Here is a 24,072-nt window from a genome sequence, read left to right on the forward strand (position 1 = left end):
AACAACCAACCTCTTTAAAATTGAAGAAACTTCTACTTAATTATATTGATACTTTTTCAGGTCTTTCCAAAGAGGTTTGGTGGTTAGCACTTATCACATTGATTAACAGGATGGGAGCAATGGTAATCCCATTTTTATCTTTATACCTTTCTGATGATTTATGTTTTTCTCTAAGCCAAATTGGTTGGGTAATGACAAGTTTTGGGCTTGGTTCTTTGCTTGGCGCATGGATTGGTGGTAAATTAAGTGATCAGATTGGTTATTATAAAGTAATACTGGGATCGTTATTTCTAACAGGAATATCATTCTTTATAGTTCAATACTTTACCAGTTTTTGGAGTATTTGCATTAGTTTTTTTGTACTTATAGCTATTGCTGATGCTGCTCGACCAGCTTTTTTTGTTGCACTTAGTGCCTATAGCAAACCCGAAAATAAAACCAGATCTTTAACCTTTATCCGATTAGCAATAAATTTAGGATTCTCTATGGGACCAGCATTAGGAGGATTAATCATCGCTACGATTGGTTATTCTGGATTGTTTTGGGTTGATGGAATTACTTGTGTTATCGCTGGTTTCATTATGATTAAAACATTACATCCTAAAAAAGCCAGAATTATTGATAAAGAAATTGTAGTAGATAACCCTACTCCAGCTCACAGTGACGGAATTTACATTCTTTTTCTAATCGCATTGACTTTATTTGGATTTATTTTTGTGCAATATTTTTCTACAATACCATTATACTACAAAGAGGTGCACCTATTATCAGAAAAAAATATAGGATTGATATTGGCATTGAATGGAGCATTAATTTTTGTTTTTGAAATGCCTTTAATTGCCTATCTGGAATCAACATCTCTTTCTAAACTCGGAAATGTAATCAGTGGTTTTATTCTTACAGGAATTAGTTTTATTTTACTGTTAATCACTCCTTGGGCAGGTATTGTTATTATTGGGATGATTGTCGCAACAATTGGCGAAATGATTTCTTTTCCTTTTGGAAACGCTTTTGCATTAGATCGATCAAAAAAGGGAAGGCAAGGTGCCTATATGGGATTGTATAGCATGTCTTTTTCGGTAGCACATATCCTAGGTCATAATTCTGGAATGCAATTTATCAATATATATGGTTACCATAATGCATGGTTATTTATGGCAGGAATTGCAGCTATTGGAACATTTTTATTGTTTCTTGTAAAACGACAAATCAACAAAGAAACAGCTGTACTTTTGTAACACATTTTTAAGAAATCATCATATGAAACATCTATGCCTCATTATTATAACCATAATTGTTTTTGGTTGTAAAGAAAAGAAAACAGAAAAATCTATTGTAAATACAGCTGAACAAGTTAACACAGCTGAAAAGAAAAAAACATTTCCAAAATTAGAGCCTAACCGTTACAACGTGGCTTTCTTAATTATGGATGGCACCTACAATACTGAATTTACTGCACCTTTTGACATTTTCCAGCATACGCAATATCGTGAAAACATCAAGCAGATGAATGTTTTTACTGTTGCCAATACAGATGCGCCTATTACAACATTTGAAGGAGTAAAGATCATCCCAGATTATAATTACACAAAAGATTCTTTACCAAAAATTGATATTCTGGTTGTACCAAGTGCTGAACATCATTTAGATTCAGACCTAGAAGATGATGTTATGATAAACTTTGTAAAAACGGTCGATAAATCTGCCACATATATGACTTCTCATTGCGATGGTGCCTTTGTGCTTGCTAAAGCAGGAATATTAAACAATGTTGTTTCGACTACTTTTCCTAGTGATATAGACAAGATGCGTACTATGTTTCCTGGTTTAGATATTAGAAAAGACGTTTTATTTGTTCATGATGGTAAATATATTACCTCTGCTGGTGGTGCTAAAAGTTTTGAGGCGGCTTTATATCTGTGCGAGTATTTATATGGAGCAGAAATAGCAAGATCGCTTGCAAGAGGTCTTGTTATTGACTGGAACCTTGAAGAAGTTCCTCATTTGATTATTTCTGAAAAGTAACAAAACATTATACATATAAAAAGCGTTCCTTTTACAGAACGCTTTTTTCAATTTTAGGGCAAATCACGTACTCTCTTTAGCTTCCAGATTTGGGGTCTTTCAGACTAATGTCCTCACACCTAATGAGCCCCGACGTATTCCAAACTAAAATTTTAAATCTGTATCGTCACACAGGTTAAAATGTTAATTCTGGCCATACATCAAAGTGTTTTTAAGTTGTAGTAAAGATATTGTAAAAAAACTGTTAATCCAAAAATAATCACGTTAAAAAACATAAATATTCGATGAAATACACAAAATAGTGTGTTTTTTAACATTTTAAAGAGAATAAAGACTAAAAATGTCCCGTGAATATATCTATGAATTCCTGATTTTGAGGTTTTATAAAAAAAGAAAAGTGATCTTAGGTAAGATCACTTTTGCTTATGGGTAAATTACGTACTCTCTTTAGTTATTAGATTTGGGGTCTTTAGACTAATATCCTCACACTTAATTTATCCCAATGTGTATTCCAAAAAAAATTTCAAAACCATATCGTCATATTTCTTGAAATCTTATTTTAATGAACACACATTACATACTTTTTTATAGTTATAAAGATATATTAATTTCTGTACCAAAACGGTAGTAAAACAAAAAGTTATTAACAAAATAACGATTAAGTGTTAATTAAACCCGTTAAAATACACAAAATCTAATCCAAAAGGTTATTCAAAAGAGTGGTATTTAGAGGTGCCTAAATACTTTTTAATTAGTTCATTATACTCTTTAGATAATTTTAATGCCAATGTACCTTCTATTACATACAGTTGTTCTATGTCCTTAAATCCATGCTGTAACATTTTTTCTAAGTAAAAAAGTGCTGTTTCATAATCTTGATCCATCGCACTAAAAGAAATAACATTTCGATACGATTCGAAATCTTCTTTATCCACTATTGTACTCAAAACATTTAAAAATATTTTTTGATCCAATACTTGTTCTTCTTTAGTCTTATCTTCTTTTTTATATTCTTTAATAAGGTTTTTGAGGTATCCTTTTATTCTAAAAGCCATATTAGTGGCATATTTTTCATTCGATACTATTAGCGTATCTAATTCATTCATTCGATATTGCCACCAACCTAAATTCTCATATTGACTAAACTCAACATCCTCTTCTAAAGACAAAAACAATGTCTCTCGTAGAAACCCTTCTCTATTATGATATTTTGATCTTAATCTTTTTTCTTTTTTATACACACTGAGCTTCTTAATTCTTTTTTGTTCTTCTTTTAAAAAATCAGTCTCAAAAAATAAATGATATTTATTCCTTATTCTTGTTAACTCATCATATGCATGTAAGTAGGCTTTTTTCTTTTCTAATAATTCTACTTCTCTAAGGTCTTTTTCATATGCTTGTTTTACCCAAGTAGAATCTGTTAGTATTTTACCTTTTAACATATCTTGTAATGTAAAAGATAACAAAGCTTTTTTCATTAGACTTTGTAATGGAAGGGCTTCATTTTTATCATAGACATATATATCTGTAGGTACAGATTTCCTTTTTAAGTACTTTTTTGTATTCAAAAAATATTGATACCTAAAATTTTTATCATGTACTACTCCTATATAAGAGAAGTCTTTTCTTACCTTAACAGATTCGTTATAATAGTAAGTGTTATTTATTGCGATTACACCATTAAACTCTTTATATATAATAGGTAACAAACTATTTAGTGTCGCATCCTCACCGATACCTGTTACATAAATTCTTCTATTATGAATTGGCAAAAGAGAAAAAATATGTTCCATAATTAACGGTACATAATCCGATTTATCATTAATGTTTGATTTTTCGGGAAAATCGGCAACTACTACAACATAGTTTAATTCTTCTGCAGCCTTACTAAACAGTGTAGTGATGGCATTCGCATTGCCTGTAGAATCAAATCCAAAAAGTATTGGCCAAGTTTTACTTAAATCAAAAGATTTGGGCAAGTATATGCTATAATTACTTCCTTCTTTAGAGGGAATACTTAAAGAATCAATGACTACACCTTTTTTCAATCTTAGCCTTTCTTGACCATATGATTGTGCAATTGTGCACAAAAATGTACTTAACAAAACAGTTCTAATCAAATGTAATATCACATCAATTCAATTTTGGTTAAAAAATAACGTCACAAAAAACACCTTTTATTGCAGCATTAAAAACAATAGTAATGAATACTATACTCCAATACTTCCTAACTCTACTCCTTCAGAATATGCTACTTTTATATTATGTTCGCTAAAAGCTCTTTTGATCTCTTGATGAGCTACAAAGGTCACTTCCCAAAAATCATCAGGTTTCACATAAGGTCTTACCGCGATTAAAATATTATGAGAATCAAAATTTTCTATTCCTATTTCAGGAACTGGGGTATCTAATATCTTTTCTATAGGATTTAAGGTATCTTCAATAATTTTTTTGACTTTAGGAAAGTCTTCATTATAGGGCATCGTAACTCCTATTTCTAATCTAATCAATCCTTTCTTAGAATAATTTGCAACTACATCATCAGTGATCTTAGCATTAGGGATAATTAAAACTTTATTTCCTGGAGTTGTTACTATTGTATTAAAAATGCCTATCTCCTGAACTTTTCCAAAAGATTCTCCAACCTGTATCCAATCATCAATTTGATATGGTTTCAGAAACATAATTAAAATCCCTGAAGCGAAATTTCCTAAACTTCCTTGAAGTGAAAGCCCAACAGCAAAACTAATTGCCGCAAGAATTGCTACAAAACCAGATAGATCAGCACCTAATATAGAAATCACAATAAAAAGAATCGCAATTTTTAACAATACCGAAATAATAGAACTAAGAAACGGACGCATCGTATCAGAAATATTCATCCGCTTTAATGCAGTATCTATCAATTTCAGTATTCTTTTAATGACCTTGAATCCAATCCAAAGTATTAACGCTGCACCAATAATTCTTGGAGCAAAAAAGACTATTTTATCAATACCAATCTCTAAATATTCCTGTATTTTATCCATATATATGTTTTATTGCACCTAAAAATAGGAAAAGAAAAGCATTCTTAAATCATATCTATAAAAAAACGCTCAACGTTTAAATTGAGCGTTTTTCCTATCTTTTTCCCGTACTATCTTTAGTTTCTAACCTAATGTCCTCACACAAGATGCAGATAAATTCTATACACTTATATAGTATCAAATCTTATGCCAAAATGAATTAATTAATCAATTATAGAAAAGTATTTTTAGAGATTGCTTCTCTATATTTCTTAAGTTCTTTTGCCACTCTTGGAGCCATTATAAATAACCCTATCATATTAGGTACAAGCATTGAAAAAATCATTGCATCAGAAAAATCTGTAACTGCTGTTAAACTCGCTGCGGATCCTATAATTACACAGATGCAAAATATAGTTTTATATATGTACGCTACGTATTTTTCTCTTCCAAACAAATAAGACCAAGCTTGATACCCATAATAAGACCAGGAAATCATGGATGAAAAAGCAAAAAGAATGACTGCCACACTTAAAACATATGGGAACCAAGAAATACCACTTTCTAACGCGCTAGCTGTAAGCAATACTCCTTGCTCATCTGATATCTGAGCTCCAACTTCAATCTGTCCAGTGATAATTAAAACCATTGCAGTCATAGTACAAATCACCACAGTATCTATAAACGGCTCTAGCAATGCTACCAACCCTTCACTAGCTGCATATTTAGTCTTTACTGCTGCGTGTGCTATAGAAGCAGATCCAATCCCAGCTTCATTAGAAAAAGCTGCTCTTCTAAAGCCCTGAATCATAACCCCTACTATTCCTCCGCTTATTCCTTCTGCACTAAAAGCGCCATCAACAATAGCAAGTATAGCTTCAGGTATTATCTTGTAATTAATCGTTATTACCGTAATTACAGCTACTACATACACCACAACCATGGAAGGAACAATCTTATCGGTAACCTTTGCTATTTTTTTAATTCCTCCAATAATAACAATGGCCACAAAAATTGCCATAATCAAACCAAACAACCATCCTTTTTCATGAATAAAACTATTTTCGGCTCCAGTCACATGTTCAAACAATTTAAATGCCTGATTCGCCTGAAACATATTTCCTCCGCCAAAAGATCCTCCAACACACATAATAGCAAAAATAATTGCCAACACCTTTCCTAAACCACCAAATCCTCTTTCTTTTAAGCCTTTACTCAAATAATACATTGGTCCACCATATACAGTTCCATGTTCATCAATTTCTCTATATGCTACACCTAATGTACACTCTACAAACTTCGAAGCCATACCTAGAAATCCTACTAAAATCATCCAGAAAGTAGCTCCTGGTCCACCAATAGATAATGCAATTGCAACACCTGCCACATTTCCTAACCCAACTGTTGCTGATAAAGCTGCAGTTAAAGCCTGAAAATGACTTACTTCTCCATCACCTCCTTCTATTCTGATTGTATCTGGTAAATCTCCTTCTGTAGTATGAACATTTTCTGAAACCTCTAGAGTGTCGGACTCCTCTAGATCATCATATTTACCCCTAACGATACGAATTGATGTTAAAAAGCTCCTAATATTTATCCCTTTAAAGTATATAGTAAAATAAGAAGCTCCTAATAATAAAACAACCAAAACCCAAGGAATTCCAACTTCAGATGTTATCGGAATTTCTTCAAAAATCGCATCTACAAACCAATCTGTTGCATTTTTAAATCCATCATTGATACGTTGATCTAAAGATTCTTGATATGCTTCCTGAGCATTAACATAGGTGTATGCAAAAAAAGTAATGCAGCTTACTATTGTTTTCTTCATCTGTTTTTTTGTTATGATTTTCAGACGAAGATTAGGTAAAAGGAATTATAACAAAAGGTTACGCAGTGATGAAATTTAAAAATCAGAATGCTTAAGTATATGCTTAATCAGTATTATCACATTGTATACTAGCATATTGTAACAGTTGGTTGTTTTTAGCGAATGCTATAAGCTGTTCTTTTCCATCTGCTCCACTAATTTTAAGCACTTTTTTAATTTGATAGATATGAGTCTGGAAACCATCTACGCTAATATTCATTTCATCAGCAATTTCTGTATAGGATTTATTAGTGCCGCAAACTCCTAGATTACCTAGCACTTCCTTTTGCCTATCTGATAACACTATTCGGGTAGATTCTTTCAAAGAATCAATTTTAATATCTTTTTCTTGTATTCGTTTTTGTAATGAAGAAATTGTATCTAAATGACTTTCGTTAGCTATCTTAAGTTTTTCCTGAGTACTTAATAATTCAGATTTTTCCTGTAATAGCACTTCTAACTCTGTTTGTTTTAGCTCTTTTTCAGAAAGAAACTTCCAACTGTATAAAAGTATAGAGAACAATAAAATAAATAAAAACTTAAACGATAAACCCGTAATTACTCCTAATAAACCCCAAAATTTCTGATCCATAAATTCTAACACCTTATCCTGAGGAATAATTCGATGGGTAACCGCAACCACAATTAGTATAAATAAAACAAAACAAGGAAATACCATGAATTTCATATTTCGATTTGCAAATGCTTTATTCAGTTCATTGAGTAATGCAAATGCTACAATCAAAGAAATTGGAATATCAATTAGCCAAATAAAATTATTGCTAATCTCTGTATTACTATATGAAGTGACAATAAAAACAAAAGCAATCATTATAAGTACACCACTAAAAAGAGTAATAAATTCTTTTTCAGAAAAACGTTGTACCATTCTAACCATAATGTTACGCTCCTTATGATGCTCAATTGAAGGTAAAGAAAGTAGAATACTAAGAGAATTCGCTAGCGAGATTAGTACTCCCAAATAAATAACAACTTTGTCTGTTGTTTTTATCTCCATTAGCTGCACTAAAATTATATTAATAAATGCTCCAAAACCCCACAAAAAAATTGCAAAACCAAACCATTTAATCCCAATAATTGATATCGAAAACTGGTTCTTTATTTTTTCTTTGTAATATATTCGATGAATTACAAAAGCAGTAATTAGGCATACTATTGCTGTTACATAATGTTCTAAGGTAGCGTACATAATATTCTAAAGATAGTATATATTCTATTTTATTAATTCTCTTCTATCCAGAATTGGGTTATTCTCTACCACATTAGATAAAATAATGTGTGTTTTAACTTCTCCATAAGTAATAAGCCTATCTATAAAACTCTGAAGATGTGATTGATCCTGTAATACCACTTCCATAATTATATTTTCATTACCAGTAATTCGATAACAATTTAAGACTTCATTAAATCCTGAAATTTTTGACAAGAAAGGTTTCAATCGTCCCATAAAAGCTCTTAATGTTATAATTGCCTTTAACTGATATCCTGTTTTGGCATAAGAAACCTTTGCTGTATACCCTTCTATAATCCCATAATCCTCCATTTTTTTAATTCGCTCAGCAACTGCGGGAGAACTTAACCCAACTTTCCTTCCAATTTCTGCATTAGATGATCTGGCATTTTGCTGTAATAGGTGAAGAATTTTCCAGTTTGTTACATCCATAACTATTTTAAGTAAAAAAAGAATTATACATTATTTTTTAAAGCAAATTAACAATTATACCTTAAACTAAAAAGTAATATCCTTATAAATACTCTTATTTTTGGAATAGCAATGGAACAAAGCCCTAAAAATAAAATTCTGTACAAGAAGGCTCTCGAAATATTGATATTATCGAAGAGTATTTCTAAATATCTTGTGCACGATCTTTCTCCATTAGAAAAAAATGGAAACGAAAATCCATTTATTTACTTTACTGGAGATATTGTTAAACAGTCAGATTCTTTGGTTCCAGAAATTATTAAGGCAGAAAATCAACCTTTTCAGAATGATCGCATTAAACACGCCATTTCGTTGGAGTCTCTAACTAACAAATTATATAAAAACTGCGAAAGACTGGAACGTTCTGAAAGTAATGGTAAAGACTTTATAAAACTCTTGCGTAAAGAACTCAAAAAATTTAAGAGATTACAACGTAGTTGGATGATGTCTCTGTAATATCTTTATTTAAATTCTGGATAGACAAGCTTACGAATTAGATATGTCAATTCTTTTTGTTTTTCATTAGAAGTATACAAATTAGGGTTATTCATAGAATGGGCTATAGCGAAGATTTGAAAACGTAACCGTTCTAACATTTTTTTCATTTCTATATCCTCATCCTCAAATTTTTCTAATTTGGATAATTCTTTTTGCCACCATTTCACATTAATCTTATCAGGATTCTTATAATCCTCAAAAAGACGTTTCGTAAACATTTTGGTTAGTTCATTCTCCTTATCAAAGGCTTTGGATACTGATTTCAGCACATTTTTATATGCTTTACTATTATGGATTTCTGTAAGCTTATTTTTTATACTATCTAAACGATAAAAAGAATTATATGTAGTAAGTGTACGTTCATAATTTTCTACTGCTACTAACAAATCTTCTTCTCTTTCAGCCTTTAATGCAAGATTATACATCTTCTGATAACTTTTATAAATCTCTGAAGTTTCTTTGACCTTAACCTCTTTAATATGTAACTGAATTTCTAACCAATCGAATGCTTTTAGAATCTGATCCGAAGGAGTCCAGCTATGTGTTCCATCGTAAGTAATCAAAGTATTTGTAAAATTTAATTTCTGTAAATATCCCTTTGCCCTGATCATTTCCTGATAATTCATATCTCTGTTTCCACAAACACCTGCGTAAACAAATCTTTGAGTAGTTGGGATATGAGATTGTTCTAAAGAAAAACCAGCTCCGCAACCTATAACTCCAGCGATTTGATCAGTCAATACTGCAATAGCTGAAGCTAGTCGTGACCCACCTGAAAACCCTGATAAGTATACTTCATTTTGCTTAATCTTAAAATTAGCAAAGACAAATTCGAATAATCGATTCGTGATTTCAAAATTACGATCGTATGGACCATTTTTAGTATTATTAGAGCAGACTAAGATATATCCATAGGTTTCTGATGCTTTAATAAATTGAGTAATTCCTCTTTTACCTTCAGCTCCTGGATCAAAAACAAAAACCACTGGAGATACTATATTCGGATCAAACGATTTAGGTAGATACAATGCAAATGTTTCATCCGTCATTCCCGATACAGAAATAGAATCTACAATTTTTCCAGATTCATATGTTTGCGCAAAAGTTGTTGCACAAATACAAAGCATTATTATTTGTCGTAAAATCATTTATATTTTTTTCCATGTTTAATCACCATATCCACATTTTGCAACAGACTAATATGACGCAGCACATCACCTTTTACTGCAATAATATCTGCATATTTCCCTTCTGTCACTGTACCTACCTTATCAGATACTCCCATCCAAACTGATGGCCAATAGGTAGCTGCTTTTATTGCATACATGGGATCAATCCCAAACTCATTGACCCAGACATCCAATTCATTCCAAGTAGACTGACTATGAAATTTCATGGGGATACCACTATCTGTCCCTATCATAAGCACTACTCCTGCTTCCATTAATTGTTTAATTTTAGTTTCTAATGTTGGTTTTCGTAACGGTGTTAATTGAAAATAAGGTAAACGATCTTTATGTGCAAAGCTGTTTTTTATATCTGCTACGATCGTATCGTGTAATCCTCGATGCCACGAATCATTATCCAGATGTTCTCCATGATCTCTTACATATTCATAATTATACAAACCTTCTACTGTGGGACACCAAAATAATGGGCCAAGATTCATTTGTGCAGTTCGTTCTTGTATGGCTTTCATTACATCATCGGGATATCTGGGAGCTGATGATAAGCCTGTATGTTCAAAACAATCTACATTTGCTTTAAGTCCTGCTTTTATTTCTTGAGGGCGATGTCCGTGAGCAACCACTTTTAAGTTGTATTTATGGGCTGTATCAACTACAGCTTGTAACTCTGCTGCAGTCATTTGATCCTGATCGATTAGTTTTACGCAATCTACACCTGCATCAGCTAATTTTTTAATTTTCTTCTTTGCATCTTCTACTCCATTGATTCCCCAACGAAAAGCTTCGGTTCCTGGATAAGGTTTCTTTTGAATAAACGGTCCTGAAACGTACAACGTAGCACCAGGTATTTCATCATTATTAATGCGATCTCTAACCGAAATACTTTCTTTAAGAGGAGCTCCAAGATCTCTTGCACTAGTAAATAATTGTTCTGCAGACGAAGGCATAATAACATTTTCCAGTAATGGAGGATATGTTTTATCCCAATATGAATAATCTGCATGACCATTGATCATAGTATGTACATGCATATCCCATAATCCTGGTAACACGGACATTCCCTCTGTAGAAATCACCTCTGCATTTGCGGGAACTTTTAAGGTTTTAGTTGTACCTACCGCCTTGATTTTGTCATTCTCTATAATAATGACGCTGTTTTTTATAGGAGTTGCACCAAAACCATCAATTAACGTTCCTCCGACTAATGCTTTTAATGAGTTTTGTTGCCCAAAAGTACTACTACAAATAAGCAAGGTTAGAAGTATTCTTTTCATGATGAGTTGTGTTTCTCTAAAGATAGAAAAACTGTTAGAAACGAAAAATCCCGTTTTTAAAAACGGGATTTCAAGTATTTCTATGTAGTTATTTTACATATTTCTTCGATACTGACCTCCTACTTCAAATAAAGATGACGTAATCTGACCTAAAGAACATTTCTTACAAACCTCCATCAATGCTTCAAAAATGTTTTGATTATTGATTGCTTTATACTGTAAATCTTTTAGTAATTCAGAAGTTGCATCTACATTACCTTTATGCAATTCATTCAGCATTGTGATTTGATATTGTTTCTCTTCTTCTGTTGCACGAATTACTTCTCCAGGAGTTACTGTTGGAGATCCTTTTGAGCTTAAAAAAGTGTTTACACCAATAATTGGGAACTCTCCTGTATGTTTTAAGGTTTCATAATACAAACTTTCTTCTTGTATTTTGCTTCTTTGATACATAGTTTCCATAGCTCCTAATACACCTCCTCGCTCAGTAATTCTATCAAATTCTGTCAATACAGCTTCTTCTACCAAATCAGTTAATTCTTCAATAATAAATGATCCTTGGATTGGATTTTCGTTTTTAGCCAATCCTAATTCTTTATTGATAATTAACTGTATTGCCATCGCTCTACGCACAGACTCTTCTGTTGGAGTGGTGATCGCTTCATCATACGCATTTGTATGTAATGAATTACAATTATCATATATCGCATATAATGCTTGTAAGGTTGTACGAATATCATTAAAATCAATTTCTTGAGCGTGTAATGAACGACCTGATGTCTGTATGTGATACTTAAGCATTTGCGCTCTGGCATTTGCGCCATATTTATTTTTTAGCGCTTTTGCCCATATTTTACGAGCTACTCGACCAATTACAGCATATTCTGGATCAATTCCGTTAGAGAAGAAAAACGATAAGTTTGGTCCAAACTTATTGATATCCATTCCACGACTTAAATAGTATTCTACATAGGTAAATCCATTAGCCAATGTAAGTGCTAATTGTGTAATAGGATTAGCTCCAGCTTCTGCTATATGATATCCAGAAATAGAAACCGAATAAAAGTTTCTAACTTGTTTTTCAATAAAATATTCTTGTACATCTCCCATCAATCGCAGTGCAAATTCTGTAGAGAAAATACATGTATTCTGCGCTTGATCTTCTTTTAAAATATCTGCTTGTACTGTTCCACGAACTGTATTTAATGTCGTTGCTTTTATTTCTGTATATACATCTGCAGGTAACACTTGATCACCTGTCACTCCCAATAGCATCAATCCTAACCCATCATTACCTTCTGGAAGATCTCCCTGATATGCTGGTCGTGTAATTCCTTTTTCTTTGTATATTTTTTTGATCTTAGCTTCTACTTCAGTTTCTAGACCATTTTCTTTAATGTATTTTTCACAGTTTTGATCAATCGCAGCATTCATAAAAAACCCTAACAACATCGGAGCAGGACCATTTATAGTCATACTAACAGATGTCATTGCATGAGTAAGGTCAAAACCAGAATATAGTTTTTTGGCATCATCAAGACAGCAAATAGATACTCCTGCATTTCCTATTTTACCATATATATCAGGTCTATGATCTGGATCATTTCCATAAAGAGTTACAGAATCAAAAGCCGTAGATAAACGTTTTGCTGGCATCCCTAAACTCACATAATGAAAACGTCTATTAGTTCGTTCTGGACCTCCTTCTCCAGCAAACATTCTTGTAGGATCTTCTCCTGTACGTTTAAAAGGATACAATCCTGATGCAAAAGGAAACTCTCCTGGAACATTTTCTTGCAGACACCATTGTAAGATATCTCCCCAAGCTTGATATTTAGGTAGTGCTACTTTAGGAATTTGACTATGAGAAAGTGACTCAGTATGTGTTTCTATTTTAATTTCTTTATCCCTAACTTTAAAAGAATAAATAGGGTCTTTATATTTTTGAACTTTTGCCGCCCATCCTATAATTACTTCCCAATTATAAGGATCTAGATTCAATTTGATTCTATCAAACTCGGCTAACAATAACTTTAAAAAATCTTCATTATCACTGTTCTTAGCTTTTCTTAGACTCTCTTCATCAATACCATTTTTAGATAAGTCTAAAAAATCTAAGTTAGCAACACTACAAATAGTTTTGTATACACCATATAATTTCTGAGCAACTTCTACCTGTGCGTAGGCCGTTTTATCATAAGCTCTGTTGTTTTCAGAGATTTCGGATAAATACCTGGTTCTACTAGGTGGAATTACGAATATTTTTTCAGACATTTCTTTAGAAATATGAAAATCTGAAGAAAGATCAGCTCCTGTTTTCTCTACAACCTTATCCATAATGGCTTTATAGAGTGTATTCATTCCTGGATCGTTGAATTGCGAAGCAATTGTTCCGTATACTGGTAAATCATCTTGAGGAATATCCCATAACTGATGATTACGCATATATTGTTTTTTTACATCTCTTAATGCATCAAGAGAACCTCTTTTGTCAAACTTATTGATCGCTACTAAATCTGCAAAATCTAGCATATCTATCTTTTCAAGTTGTGTTGCAGCTCCGAATTCTGGAGTCATCACATATAAAGACGTATCACTATGCTCAAGAATTTCAGTATCTGATTGACCTATACCTGAAGTTTCCAAAATAATAAGGTCAAATTCTGCAGCTTTTAATACTTCAATCGCTTCTGCAACATATTTAGATAAAGCAAGGTTAGATTGCCTTGTTGCCAATGAGCGCATATATACTCTAGGAGAGTTGATAGCATTCATACGAATACGATCCCCTAACAAGGCTCCTCCAGTTTTTCGCTTAGATGGATCTACAGAGATCAATCCAATGGTCTTGTTCGGGAAATCTATCAAGAATCTACGAACAAGCTCATCAACTAATGAAGATTTTCCAGCACCACCCGTTCCTGTAATCCCAAGAACTGGGGTCTTAGAGGTTTTATTTTTTTCATGAATTTGATCTAGAGTATCTTTTGCTATCTCAGGAAAATTTTCTGCTGCAGAAATAACTCGGGCAATGGCTCCAATTTCTTTTTCCACAAGATGCTCTGCTTCTCCGTTAAGGTTATCACCTATTGGAAAATCAGATTGCTCTACTAAATCATTAATCATTCCTTGTAACCCCAAGGACCTACCATCATCTGGAGAATAGATACGAGTAATTCCGTAATCCATTAACTCCTTAATTTCTTCGGGAAGGATTACTCCTCCTCCACCTCCAAATATTTTGATATGAGTTGCTCCCTTTTCTTTTAGTAAATCATACATGTACTTAAAATACTCATTATGACCACCTTGATAGGAAGTCATAGCTATCGCATTGGCGTCTTCCTGAATTGCGCAATTCACAACTTCTTCAACACTTCTATCATGACCTAAGTGTATTACTTCTACTCCAGTAGATTGAATAATACGACGCATAATATTAATAGCCGCATCGTGCCCATCAAATAATGATGCTGCAGTAACAATTCTAACTTTATTTTTGGGTTTATAAGGTGCAATTTGTTCCATTGACAATAAAAGATGTTTTTCGAGGTGCTAATTTACGAAATATGCACCAAAAACGATTATTTTTTTAGAATTATATAATTTATTTAACCTTAGCGGTTGTTTTATTATTTATTGTTCAAATTTAACACTTATTCTTTTCTTTATCTCATATCAAGGGACAAATACGTGTAATAAAGGTTATCAATAAAATGTTAATAGAATTGTTAAACACTTTCTTACTATATCGATAAAACGATATCTTGATCACTTATTGAAAAACAAATACATAGTACAATGAAAATTTCATCATCAAAAAACAAGTTATTTTTCTTATCTATTGTCTTTGTTTTGGGTATCGGTATCCAAAACATACAAGCTCAGAAAAAGAAAAAGAAAAAATCAAAAAAAGGAGAGACAGAACAAGTTGATACTCCTAAAAAAGACGCCAAAGAAAAAACAATCGAAGAACTTACTAAAAAGAGTAAAAAAATCGAAGGTTTATTTACAATTTATCGAGATTCAACAGATGGTTCGACCAAAATGTTGATCAAGAAAGACCAAATTGGTAAAGAATTCATCTATTTCAGTCAAATTTCTGATGGAGTATTGGAAGCAGGAGCATTTAGAGGAGCATACCTTAATAATAAGGTTTTTAAAATAGAAAAGCACTATAATAAAATAGAGTTTGTAACTCAGAACGCTTCTTACTACTTTGACAAAAACAATGCTTTATCTAAAGCCGCCGAAGCTAATATTAGTGAGGGAATTATGGCTAGTTTAAAAATTGAAGCTAAAGACGAAGAAAAAGGATTGTATTTAATTAAATCTGACGATCTTTTTCTAAAAGAGACGTTTGAACAGATCAAAGCACCAAATTTTCCAGGACAATCTCCTTTTGCTTTTAAATTAGGTTCCCTTAGCAAAGAGAAAACTAAAATCAAGACTATCAAGAACTATCCAGAAAATACCAATATTAACAGTCACTTAGTATATTCTAAATCTTCTATTATTAATGGAGGCTCAAGTGCTGTAACTGATGGTAGAAATGTTACTATTAAAGTTGAACATAGTCTTATTGCTATGCCCGATAATGATTATAAACCAAGATTTGATGATCCTAGAGTTGGGTATTTCTTTACGCAGGTTACTGATATGACTTCTGCAAGTCCAACACCGTACAGAGATTTAGTGCATCGTTGGAATCTTATTAAAAAAGATCCAGGTTTAGCATTATCAGAACCAGTAGAACCTATCACATGGTGGATAGAAAACACTACCCCTATAGAATTTAGAGAAACTATTAAAGAAGCTGTACTAGAATGGAATAAAGCATTTGAAAAAGCTGGTTTCAAAAATGCAGTAGCGGTAAAGATTCAACCAGACGATGCAGAATGGGATGCTGGAGATATTAGATATAATGTACTGCGATGGACATCTTCTCCGAGACCTCCTTTTGGTGGATATGGCCCTAGTTTTGTAAATCCAAGAACTGGAGAAATTATGGGAGCTGATATTATGTTAGAATATGTATATCATACGAATAGAGTAATGTATGATAAATTATTTAACCTTACCGCTAACAATGAATTAGAACAGAACAATTATCCAACGGCGATTAAGAATAAACAATTACACTGTTCTTATGGCCACATTATGCAGGAAAATTCTCTTTTTGGACAAGCTGCTTTAGCGGCTTATGGAGCTAATGACAATGAAATGAAAGGTATGCGTATGGAGGCTATGAAAGAGCTTATTATGCATGAAGTAGGTCATACATTAGGATTAAATCACAATATGAAAGCCAGTCAATTATTCTCGCCAGAGCAATTGAATGACCCTGAATTTATCAAGGGTAAATGTCTTACAGGATCCGTTATGGATTATACGGTAATTAATGTCGCAAACGATAAACTAAACCAAGGACAATACTTTTCTACCACTGTAGGACCATATGACGAATGGGCTATTCAGTATGGGTATACTCCTGTAAATTCTAAGGCTGAATTGGAGAACATCGCTAATCAATCCAATAAAGCTGAGCTAATCTTTGGAAACGATGCAGATGATATGCGTTCACCAGGTAAAGCAATCGACCCAAGAGTAATGACTGGTGATCTTTCTAATGATCAAATTACATATTCAATCAACAGAATGGAATTAGTCAATGAACTCATGCCTAAAATCAAATCTAAGTTTAGTAGAAAAGGACAATCATATCAAGAGTTAAGACAATCCTTCTACATTTTAAGAGGGCAATATGGTAGAGCTGGAGATGTTATTTCCAGATTTATTGGTGGTGTATATGTAGATCGAAGTATGGTAGGGCAAGATTCAAATGCAAAACCATTTACTCCTGTAAGTTATGAAGATCAAAAAAGAGCCATGAATGCTTTGAAGAAATACGTTTTTGCCCCTAATGCTTACAAAGCACCTAATGATCTATATAATCATATTGCTATGCAAAGAAGAGGTTATAACTTCTTTGGTGGCCCAGAAGATCCTAAGATTCATGCATTGATTCTTAATTATCAACAAAGAGTTCTGAACCATATTATGCATCCTAATACATTACAACGTATTACGGATTCTGAACTGTATGGTAATACATACAAATTATCAGAATTAATGACAGATCTTAATACAGCTATTTTTCAAGCGGATGCTGCTGGTTCTATTAATACTTTTAGACAAAATTTACAATTAGAGTATACTAAAAGGCTTATTGGTATTGTATCAAAAACAGGAACAAAAGGACCACAATATACATACGCCTCTAAATCAATGGCTCTATACAATCTAAAAAGAATTAGAGCAATGGTATCGAATGGAACTGGAGATAAATTGTCGAAGGCACACAAAGATCATTTAAGAACTTTGATTAATAATACTATCGAAGAGATTAAATAATCTCAACAAATTTTCAATATATAAAGGCTGATTATTATTAAAATCAGCCTTTATTTTTTATTAATATTTTAGTAAAATTAGTGATATACTTTAAATTAAGTAAAAACGTTTCTGATGTTTACTCTTTAACTTCTTAAGTAGTAAGTTTATATCCAGAAAACTGAAAACCTTATAGAATTTAGGTATATGAAAAAGACAACTTTACTCATTAATTGTCCTGATAAAAAAGGAATCATAGCGACAGTAACGAATTTCATTTTAGCAAAAAAAGGAAATACTGTATACATTGAACAACACGTGGATAGAGAGTTAGGTGAATTCTTTATGAGGTTAGAGTGTGAGTTTGATCAGGACGAAGAGAAACTAAAGTTGTTCAAAGAATCTTTTGACAAAGAAGTTGCCCTTAATTACAATATGCATTGGGAGTTATATAATGCCGAAAAAAAACCAAAAATGGCGCTTTTTGTTTCTAAATATGACCATTGTTTGTATGACATCTTAAGTAGACATGCTTCTGGTGAACTCTATGCAAAGATTCCTATTATCATTAGTAACCACCTAGATTTAAAACCTATCGCAGACAATTTTAATATTCCGTTTAGGCATATCCCTGTAAATAGAGAAAATAAGGAGCAAGCAGAAGCTGCCCAACTAGCATTACTAAAGGAACATAAAGTAAATTTTATTGTTTTAGCAAGGTATATGCAGATTCTATCTTCTAATTTTGTAAACCATTTTCCGAATAAAATTATCAATATTCACCATTCTTTTCTGCCAGCTTTCCCAGGTGCTAAACCCTATCATTCTGCATACAAGCGTGGTGTGAAGATTATTGGTGCTACAAGTCATTATGTAACTTCTGATCTAGATGAAGGGCCAATTATTGAGCAAGAAATAGTTCGTGTATCCCATATTCATAACGTACAAGATTTTATTTTGAAAGGTAGAGATCTGGAAAAAATCGTTTTATCCAGAGCAATTAAATATCATATTGAGAGAAAAGTACTGGTGTATAGTAATAAAACGGTAATTTTCTCATAACGGAAAAACATCTCCAGTATTTGCAAATCTATATCCTTCTTCTTCTAAACCAAGTCGCTCTTTGTCATTACTTTGCATTAAAGGATTGGAATGATTGAAGTGAATAAATATCACCTTAGATTTTATGTCTTTATGTTCATTTTTAAACAGCTCAATTGTTTCTTCGATAAACGGGTGTGGGACTTCTGACATTGGTCTTGGTATCTCTCCATCTTTATAGAAAGTAGCGTCAATAAATGCATAATCAACTTTTTTAACCTCTTGAACAATATCATTTTCCCAAAGGGACCATTTATTAATATCTGGAATAAAAAGTGCTGATTTTGTTTCTCCATCGATTCTATAACCAACTGTCTCCGAAAATTCATCTCGATGAGGAACCAAAAACGGTGTTATTACAATGTTTTTAGTTAATGATACAGGAACCTTGTTCTTGATCGGCTTGATTTTAATATTATCTAAATCAACTAATTGAGACCACGGTCCATTATTTTCTAAAAACAATTGCATTCGTGGCATTGCATATACATTAATATGATTCGCTCCCATAGCTTCTCTTCCAAAATGCATCAGGCCAGTATAATGTCCTATATGTGCATGTGTTAAGAACACTCCATTAATAATAGTACCATTTTCTAAATGTTTATCCTCTAGCATCGCAAGTTGTTCGGGCATATCAGGAGTAGCTTCTATCAAAAATTTCTTTTTTGACTGTTGATCCACGATACCCATCGCCACCACAAGTTCTCTTGATGTTTCACCGCTTCTAACAGAACTAAACTCTTGAACATTATTAATATGTGGATATCCGCCATCCTGAGCAATTCCTAAAATAGTGATATATTGGTGTAGGTCTTTATGTAGTCGAAATTCGTCTTTTGTCGTTTCTTCTTTATTTTTACAAGAAATAAATAAAATAGATAGCATTAAAAAAATTAACTTTGAATCCATAGTAAATCATTATCATCTCAAATCTAATAAGAAATTATGAAAAGAATTTTTTTAGTACTCGTTATATTTCAACTATCAAGTTGTGCAGAACTACAACAAGTAATAGAAAGTCTTCCACAGGAAACAACGGGAGCTATAGGTCTTAGCAATATTGATATAGGAAATGGTTTAAGAGAAGCATTAGATAAAGGTATTGATAAGCAAGTGACCAAACTAACTCAAAAAGATGGTTTTTTTAGAAATGAGTTGGTTAAAATAGTCCTGCCAGATGAATTACGAAAAGTAGATAAATCGTTAAGAGATATCGGTCTAGACAACCTTGCCGATGAAGGACTTAAAGTTCTTAACCGAGCGGCAGAAGATGCTGTAAAAGAAGCAACTCCAATATTCGTAAATGCGGTGAAGCAAATCACATTTAACGACGCCAAACAAATATTATTAGGTAATAATAATGCTGCAACTCAATATCTAAAGGGTACTACAAAAACTGCGCTTTATGGTAAATTCAATCCAGTAATCAACAAATCATTATCTAAAGTAGGTGCAGATCGTGTTTGGTCCAATATTATAAAGAAATACAATTCGATTCCGTTTACTAGTAATGTAAATCCAGATCTTACGGATTATGTAACTAGTGAAGCCTTAAATGGAGTATACAAAATGATTGCGGTAGAAGAAGCTGAGATTAGAACTAAACTTAGCTCTAGAACTACTGATTTGTTACGTAAGGTTTTTGCACTTCAGGATAGAAAGTAAAATAATCGTATGTAAAGACATCTAGGATTTTGTTCTTTATCGAATCAAACAATGCTTTTAACGATTTTTAAATTTTTAACAGATATACATGTTTTTTTCAATTTAACTGAAAGAAAATCCGTTTATTGACACTTTTCTTAACAATAAAGAAATGCACTTCCTGACGTATTTTAAAAATATGCAAGACGTGGGTGTTACTTAGACTATTCGATTCTTTTGTAGGGGTCTTTTTTAATACGGGATTAACGTAATTTTGTGCCCGATTTATAAAAACCCAATAATGAAAAGCTTAACCAAACTCAGCATAGCGATAGCTATGGTTATGTGCGTATGTCTTGTACACGCTCAAGAAAAAACAATCACAGGAAAAATACTTGATAGGTCAGGAATCCCGCTTCCTGGAACAAATATTTTAGTCAAAAACACCAGTAATGGAGTACAGAGTGATTTTGATGGAAATTATACTGTTACTGCAAACAAAGGAGATATTCTCATATTTTCTTATATCGGTTTTGTAACACAAGAAATTGTAATTAGTACATCCAACATTATAAATATCACCTTAGAAGAAGACGTTGAAGGACTTGACCAAGTAGTTCTGATTGGATATGGTACTTCTTCCAAAAAAAGAATAACCTCTAGTATCAGTAGCATCAAGGCCGATGGTCTTGAAGACAGTAATATCCCCAGTATTCAATCCTTAGTTACTAGTAAAGTTACAGGTGTGCAAGTCACTCAACTTTCGGGTAAAGTAGAATCAGGAATTAAGGTAAGAATTCGAGGTATTGCTACGGTTGGCGCTTCACAAGAACCATTATATGTATTAGACGGTGTTCCTTTAATAAATGATGATGAATCCATAAACAATTCTCCTATTAATCCATTAATTGGGTTAAATCCTAATGATATAGAATCTATTGATTTTTTAAAAGATGCTTCTTCGGCTGCCATTTATGGTGCACGCGGGACAAACGGAGTTATTATTATTACTACCAAGCAAGGAAAAGAAGGTAAAACAAAAGTTATGCTAAACACTTCCACAGGAAGAAATTTTGCAACTAACAAAAGAGAACTTCTAAATGCCGATCAATATGTAGAATTATATACCGAAGCAGCTTTAAATAGTGGAATCGCTTTAAGCGAGATAGAAAGCATTTTTGATGAACTTGCGCTAGGAAGAGATTGGAGAAATGGCGAAGTAAATACCGATTGGCAGGATCTAGCGCTTGTAGAAAGTACATCGCAAAACATCAATTTATCTGCTTCAGGAGGAACTGAAAATGTTTCATACTTTATGTCTACATCCTACAATAAAACCGAAGGAATTATACTCGGTAATGAGTTGGATCGTTATACTTTAAGAGGTAAAGCTGACGCCAATATTACCGACAAATCTTCGGTTGGATTTAATATCAATATTTCTAAAGTAACTATAGATAGATTATCAAACGATAATGCATTTATATCACCATTACAATCTATTGCTCAATCTCCTCTCACTCCAGCATTACTCGAAGATGGCACGGCGAATGTTGATGGGAACTCAACATTGTATCAGAATTTTTTAGGCCAGGAACAAACGGGAAGATTTGTAACGGATATCTGGAGAACTACTCTAAATGTTAAAGGTGATTTTTACATTAATGATCATCTAAGATGGAAATCTGAAATCGGATATGATACGAATAAACAAAACGCAGAACGATTTTCTGGTAGTTTAACAGAATTTGCATCTGCTGGAGGAGTAGGAACCGTTAGTAACGCCATAACAGAACGCTACATTTTCACAAACTACCTAAACTATAAAAGAAACTTTGGAAATACTGTTGACTTTTCTGCAACATTAGGAGGAAGTTTCGAAGAAACCAATCGTAAAAGCCAGTTTACAATTGGACAAGGGTTTCCTTCTGATGATCTACAAACCTTAGACAATGCGGTTCTGATAACAAATGGAGGATCTAACAAAACAAAATACAACTTCTTATCCTACTTTGCGAGATCTCGTTTTAGTATCGCAAATAAATACTTAATTAATCTTAGTATACGTAGAGATGGTTCTTCAAGGTTTGGAGAAGATTCTCAATTTGGATGGTTTCCTGCAGCATCAGCGGCGTGGATAATATCTAAAGAAAATTTTCTTTCGAATTCTTATACAATTTCTAATCTAAAACTAAGAGGTAGTTGGGGGATCACAGGTAATGCGGAAATTGGTGATTTTGCGAGTAAAGATCTATTTGGAGTAACCACTTATAACGAAAGATTAGGTGTTTCGCCAATTCAATTAGGAGATAGAGAACTACGTTGGGAGAAAACTACACAATACGATATTGGTGTAGATTTTGGTCTTTTTAATAATACAATTACAGCAGAATTCGATTATTACAACAAGACAACTAATGATTTACTTTTTAATCAACCGCTACCAGGTACTTCTGGGTTCACATCAATCGTAAGAAATATTGGTGAAATCGTAAATAAAGGTTATGAAATTAGCTTAACAGCAAACCTATTTTCTAAACCCACATTTTCGTGGAGTATGACTGGTCTTTTTACTCAGAATAAAAATGAAATTACAAGCTTACCTAGCGGTGATATTATAGATGGTATTAATATTCTTAGAGAAAACAAGCCACTATCTTCATTCTATTTATTTGAATATGCAGGTGTTGATCCAGATAATGGTGATGCCCTCTTTTATACCAATAACATAAATACGGATGGATCTATTGATAGAACATTAACCACAAACACTTCAAGAGCTAATAAGATTGTAACTGGAGATCCTTTTCCTGATTATCAAATTGGATTTACGAACAACATTAAAATAAAAAATCTTGATTTTACTTTTACATTTCAAGGAGAATTTGGAGCTTCTATATTTGATCAAGCAGGTAAATTTAGCTCTAGTAATGCTCAGTTTTTTGACAATCAAACGATAGATCAACTTGATAGATGGCAGAATCCAGGAGATATTACCAATGTACCTGAAGCTAGACTAAATCAAGAAAACGGTCAACAAGATTCTACAAGATACCTAGAAGAATCGGATTTCATCAGGCTAAGAAACATTACACTTGGATACACAATAGATCCAGCTTTTTCAAAGAAATTTTATCTAGACAAAGTTAGATTCTATTTTAGTGGTCTTAATTTACTTACCATAACAGATTACGAAGGTTATGATCCTGAATCTACCGCAGATTTTAATGGTAATTCTGGTATCAGAACAGGAATTGCTTTTTATTCTGCTCCACCAGCAAAGACCTATTCTTTTGGTATAAACATAGAATTTTAAACTAAAAGGTCGTACAAACTTATTTTCAAC

The 24,072-nt window shown here is 32.7% G+C and carries 16 protein-coding genes; 7 read left to right on the forward strand and 9 right to left on the reverse strand.

Annotated features, from left to right (window positions below):
- The first annotated feature begins 20 nt into the window (after window positions 1-20).
- Both QBK95_RS02575 and QBK95_RS02580 read left to right on the forward strand, forming a co-directional pair.
- Complete coding sequence (locus tag QBK95_RS02575; RefSeq protein WP_280930243.1) at window positions 21-1,238, forward strand: MFS transporter; 1,218 nt, start codon at window positions 21-23, stop codon at window positions 1,236-1,238.
- 22 nt (window positions 1,239-1,260) lie between these two features.
- Complete coding sequence (locus QBK95_RS02580; protein WP_280930245.1) at window positions 1,261-2,025, forward strand: DJ-1/PfpI family protein; 765 nt, start codon at window positions 1,261-1,263, stop codon at window positions 2,023-2,025.
- Window positions 2,026-2,732: 707 nt separating this feature from the next.
- Here QBK95_RS02580 and QBK95_RS02585 read toward each other — a convergent pair.
- From QBK95_RS02585 to QBK95_RS02605, 5 genes are all read right to left on the reverse strand, one after another.
- Window positions 2,733-4,073 (reverse strand): hypothetical protein, encoded by a 1,341-nt coding sequence (locus tag QBK95_RS02585; protein ID WP_280930247.1) that lies wholly within the window; start codon window positions 4,071-4,073, stop codon window positions 2,733-2,735.
- A gap of 162 nt (window positions 4,074-4,235) precedes the next feature.
- The gene (locus QBK95_RS02590; RefSeq protein ID WP_280930249.1) at window positions 4,236-5,054 is read right to left on the reverse strand and encodes a mechanosensitive ion channel family protein; all 819 of its coding nucleotides are present in this window, start codon (window positions 5,052-5,054) and stop codon (window positions 4,236-4,238) included.
- A 211-nt stretch (window positions 5,055-5,265) separates the two neighbouring features.
- A complete protein-coding gene (locus tag QBK95_RS02595; protein ID WP_280930251.1) occupies window positions 5,266-6,864 on the reverse strand; it encodes an alanine/glycine:cation symporter family protein in 1,599 nt (532 codons plus the stop codon).
- A 103-nt stretch (window positions 6,865-6,967) separates the two neighbouring features.
- Entirely contained in the window at window positions 6,968-8,113 is a 1,146-nt protein-coding gene (locus tag QBK95_RS02600) for a helix-turn-helix transcriptional regulator (RefSeq protein ID WP_280930253.1), read from the reverse strand.
- A gap of 24 nt (window positions 8,114-8,137) precedes the next feature.
- A complete protein-coding gene (locus QBK95_RS02605) occupies window positions 8,138-8,587 on the reverse strand; it encodes an Lrp/AsnC family transcriptional regulator (RefSeq protein WP_445012615.1) in 450 nt (149 codons plus the stop codon).
- A gap of 195 nt (window positions 8,588-8,782) precedes the next feature.
- Between QBK95_RS02605 and QBK95_RS02610 the strand changes: the two genes are divergently transcribed.
- Window positions 8,783-9,082: a hypothetical protein gene (locus tag QBK95_RS02610; RefSeq protein ID WP_348637315.1), complete on the forward strand. Its 300-nt coding sequence runs from the start codon at window positions 8,783-8,785 to the stop codon at window positions 9,080-9,082.
- A 5-nt stretch (window positions 9,083-9,087) separates the two neighbouring features.
- Here the strand turns inward: QBK95_RS02610 and QBK95_RS02615 are convergent, their stop codons facing one another.
- The 3 genes from QBK95_RS02615 to QBK95_RS02625 form a co-directional block, all read right to left on the reverse strand.
- Window positions 9,088-10,272, reverse strand: coding sequence for an alpha/beta hydrolase (locus tag QBK95_RS02615; RefSeq protein ID WP_280930256.1), 1,185 nt, complete (start codon window positions 10,270-10,272; stop codon window positions 9,088-9,090).
- Window positions 10,269-11,585: an amidohydrolase family protein gene (locus tag QBK95_RS02620; RefSeq protein ID WP_280930259.1), complete on the reverse strand. Its 1,317-nt coding sequence runs from the start codon at window positions 11,583-11,585 to the stop codon at window positions 10,269-10,271. The genes QBK95_RS02615 and QBK95_RS02620 overlap by 4 nt, the downstream gene beginning before the upstream one ends.
- Before the next feature lie 93 nt (window positions 11,586-11,678).
- Entirely contained in the window at window positions 11,679-15,113 is a 3,435-nt protein-coding gene (locus QBK95_RS02625) for a methylmalonyl-CoA mutase family protein (RefSeq protein WP_280930261.1), read from the reverse strand.
- 273 nt (window positions 15,114-15,386) lie between these two features.
- Here QBK95_RS02625 and QBK95_RS02630 point away from each other — a divergent pair, with 273 nt between their 5' ends.
- Both QBK95_RS02630 and purU read left to right on the forward strand, forming a co-directional pair.
- Window positions 15,387-17,999: a zinc-dependent metalloprotease gene (locus QBK95_RS02630; protein ID WP_280930263.1), complete on the forward strand. Its 2,613-nt coding sequence runs from the start codon at window positions 15,387-15,389 to the stop codon at window positions 17,997-17,999.
- A 186-nt stretch (window positions 18,000-18,185) separates the two neighbouring features.
- Entirely contained in the window at window positions 18,186-19,040 is an 855-nt protein-coding gene (purU, locus tag QBK95_RS02635) for a formyltetrahydrofolate deformylase (RefSeq protein ID WP_280930265.1), read from the forward strand.
- On the opposite strand, the gene QBK95_RS02640 is transcribed toward purU, so the two are convergent.
- Complete coding sequence (locus tag QBK95_RS02640; RefSeq protein WP_280930267.1) at window positions 19,035-19,967, reverse strand: MBL fold metallo-hydrolase; 933 nt, start codon at window positions 19,965-19,967, stop codon at window positions 19,035-19,037. The genes purU and QBK95_RS02640 overlap by 6 nt on opposite strands.
- A 60-nt stretch (window positions 19,968-20,027) precedes the next feature.
- Between QBK95_RS02640 and QBK95_RS02645 the strand changes: the two genes are divergently transcribed.
- Together QBK95_RS02645 and QBK95_RS02650 are read left to right on the forward strand one after the other, a co-directional pair.
- Window positions 20,028-20,747 (forward strand): DUF4197 domain-containing protein, encoded by a 720-nt coding sequence (locus QBK95_RS02645; protein WP_280930269.1) that lies wholly within the window; start codon window positions 20,028-20,030, stop codon window positions 20,745-20,747.
- Between the two features lie 280 nt (window positions 20,748-21,027).
- Window positions 21,028-24,042, forward strand: a complete 3,015-nt coding sequence (locus QBK95_RS02650; RefSeq protein WP_280930271.1) for a SusC/RagA family TonB-linked outer membrane protein — start codon at window positions 21,028-21,030, stop codon at window positions 24,040-24,042.
- Window positions 24,043-24,072: the final 30 nt, after the last annotated feature.

It is taken from the genome of Aquimarina mycalae, assembly GCF_029906345.1.
In the GTDB taxonomy this organism is placed as follows: Bacteria; Bacteroidota; Bacteroidia; order Flavobacteriales; family Flavobacteriaceae; genus Aquimarina.

Bases quoted from the DNA above. Each gene is read 5' to 3' on its own strand.
- QBK95_RS02615 (WP_280930256.1), bottom strand. From the start codon at position 10,272: ATGATTTTACGACAAATAATAATGCTTTGTATTTGTGCAACAACTTTT.
- QBK95_RS02650 (WP_280930271.1), top strand. From the start codon at position 21,028: ATGAAAAGCTTAACCAAACTCAGCATAGCGATAGCTATGGTTATGTGC.
- QBK95_RS02620 (WP_280930259.1), bottom strand. From the start codon at position 11,585: ATGAAAAGAATACTTCTAACCTTGCTTATTTGTAGTAGTACTTTTGGG.
- QBK95_RS02645 (WP_280930269.1), top strand. From the start codon at position 20,028: ATGAAAAGAATTTTTTTAGTACTCGTTATATTTCAACTATCAAGTTGT.
- QBK95_RS02595 (WP_280930251.1), bottom strand. From the start codon at position 6,864: ATGAAGAAAACAATAGTAAGCTGCATTACTTTTTTTGCATACACCTAT.
- QBK95_RS02640 (WP_280930267.1), bottom strand. From the start codon at position 19,967: ATGCTATCTATTTTATTTATTTCTTGTAAAAATAAAGAAGAAACGACA.
- QBK95_RS02630 (WP_280930263.1), top strand. From the start codon at position 15,387: ATGAAAATTTCATCATCAAAAAACAAGTTATTTTTCTTATCTATTGTC.
- QBK95_RS02580 (WP_280930245.1), top strand. From the start codon at position 1,261: ATGAAACATCTATGCCTCATTATTATAACCATAATTGTTTTTGGTTGT.
- QBK95_RS02625 (WP_280930261.1), bottom strand. From the start codon at position 15,113: ATGGAACAAATTGCACCTTATAAACCCAAAAATAAAGTTAGAATTGTT.
- QBK95_RS02590 (WP_280930249.1), bottom strand. From the start codon at position 5,054: ATGGATAAAATACAGGAATATTTAGAGATTGGTATTGATAAAATAGTC.
- QBK95_RS02605 (WP_445012615.1), bottom strand. From the start codon at position 8,587: ATGGATGTAACAAACTGGAAAATTCTTCACCTATTACAGCAAAATGCC.
- QBK95_RS02600 (WP_280930253.1), bottom strand. From the start codon at position 8,113: ATGTACGCTACCTTAGAACATTATGTAACAGCAATAGTATGCCTAATT.
- purU (WP_280930265.1), top strand. From the start codon at position 18,186: ATGAAAAAGACAACTTTACTCATTAATTGTCCTGATAAAAAAGGAATC.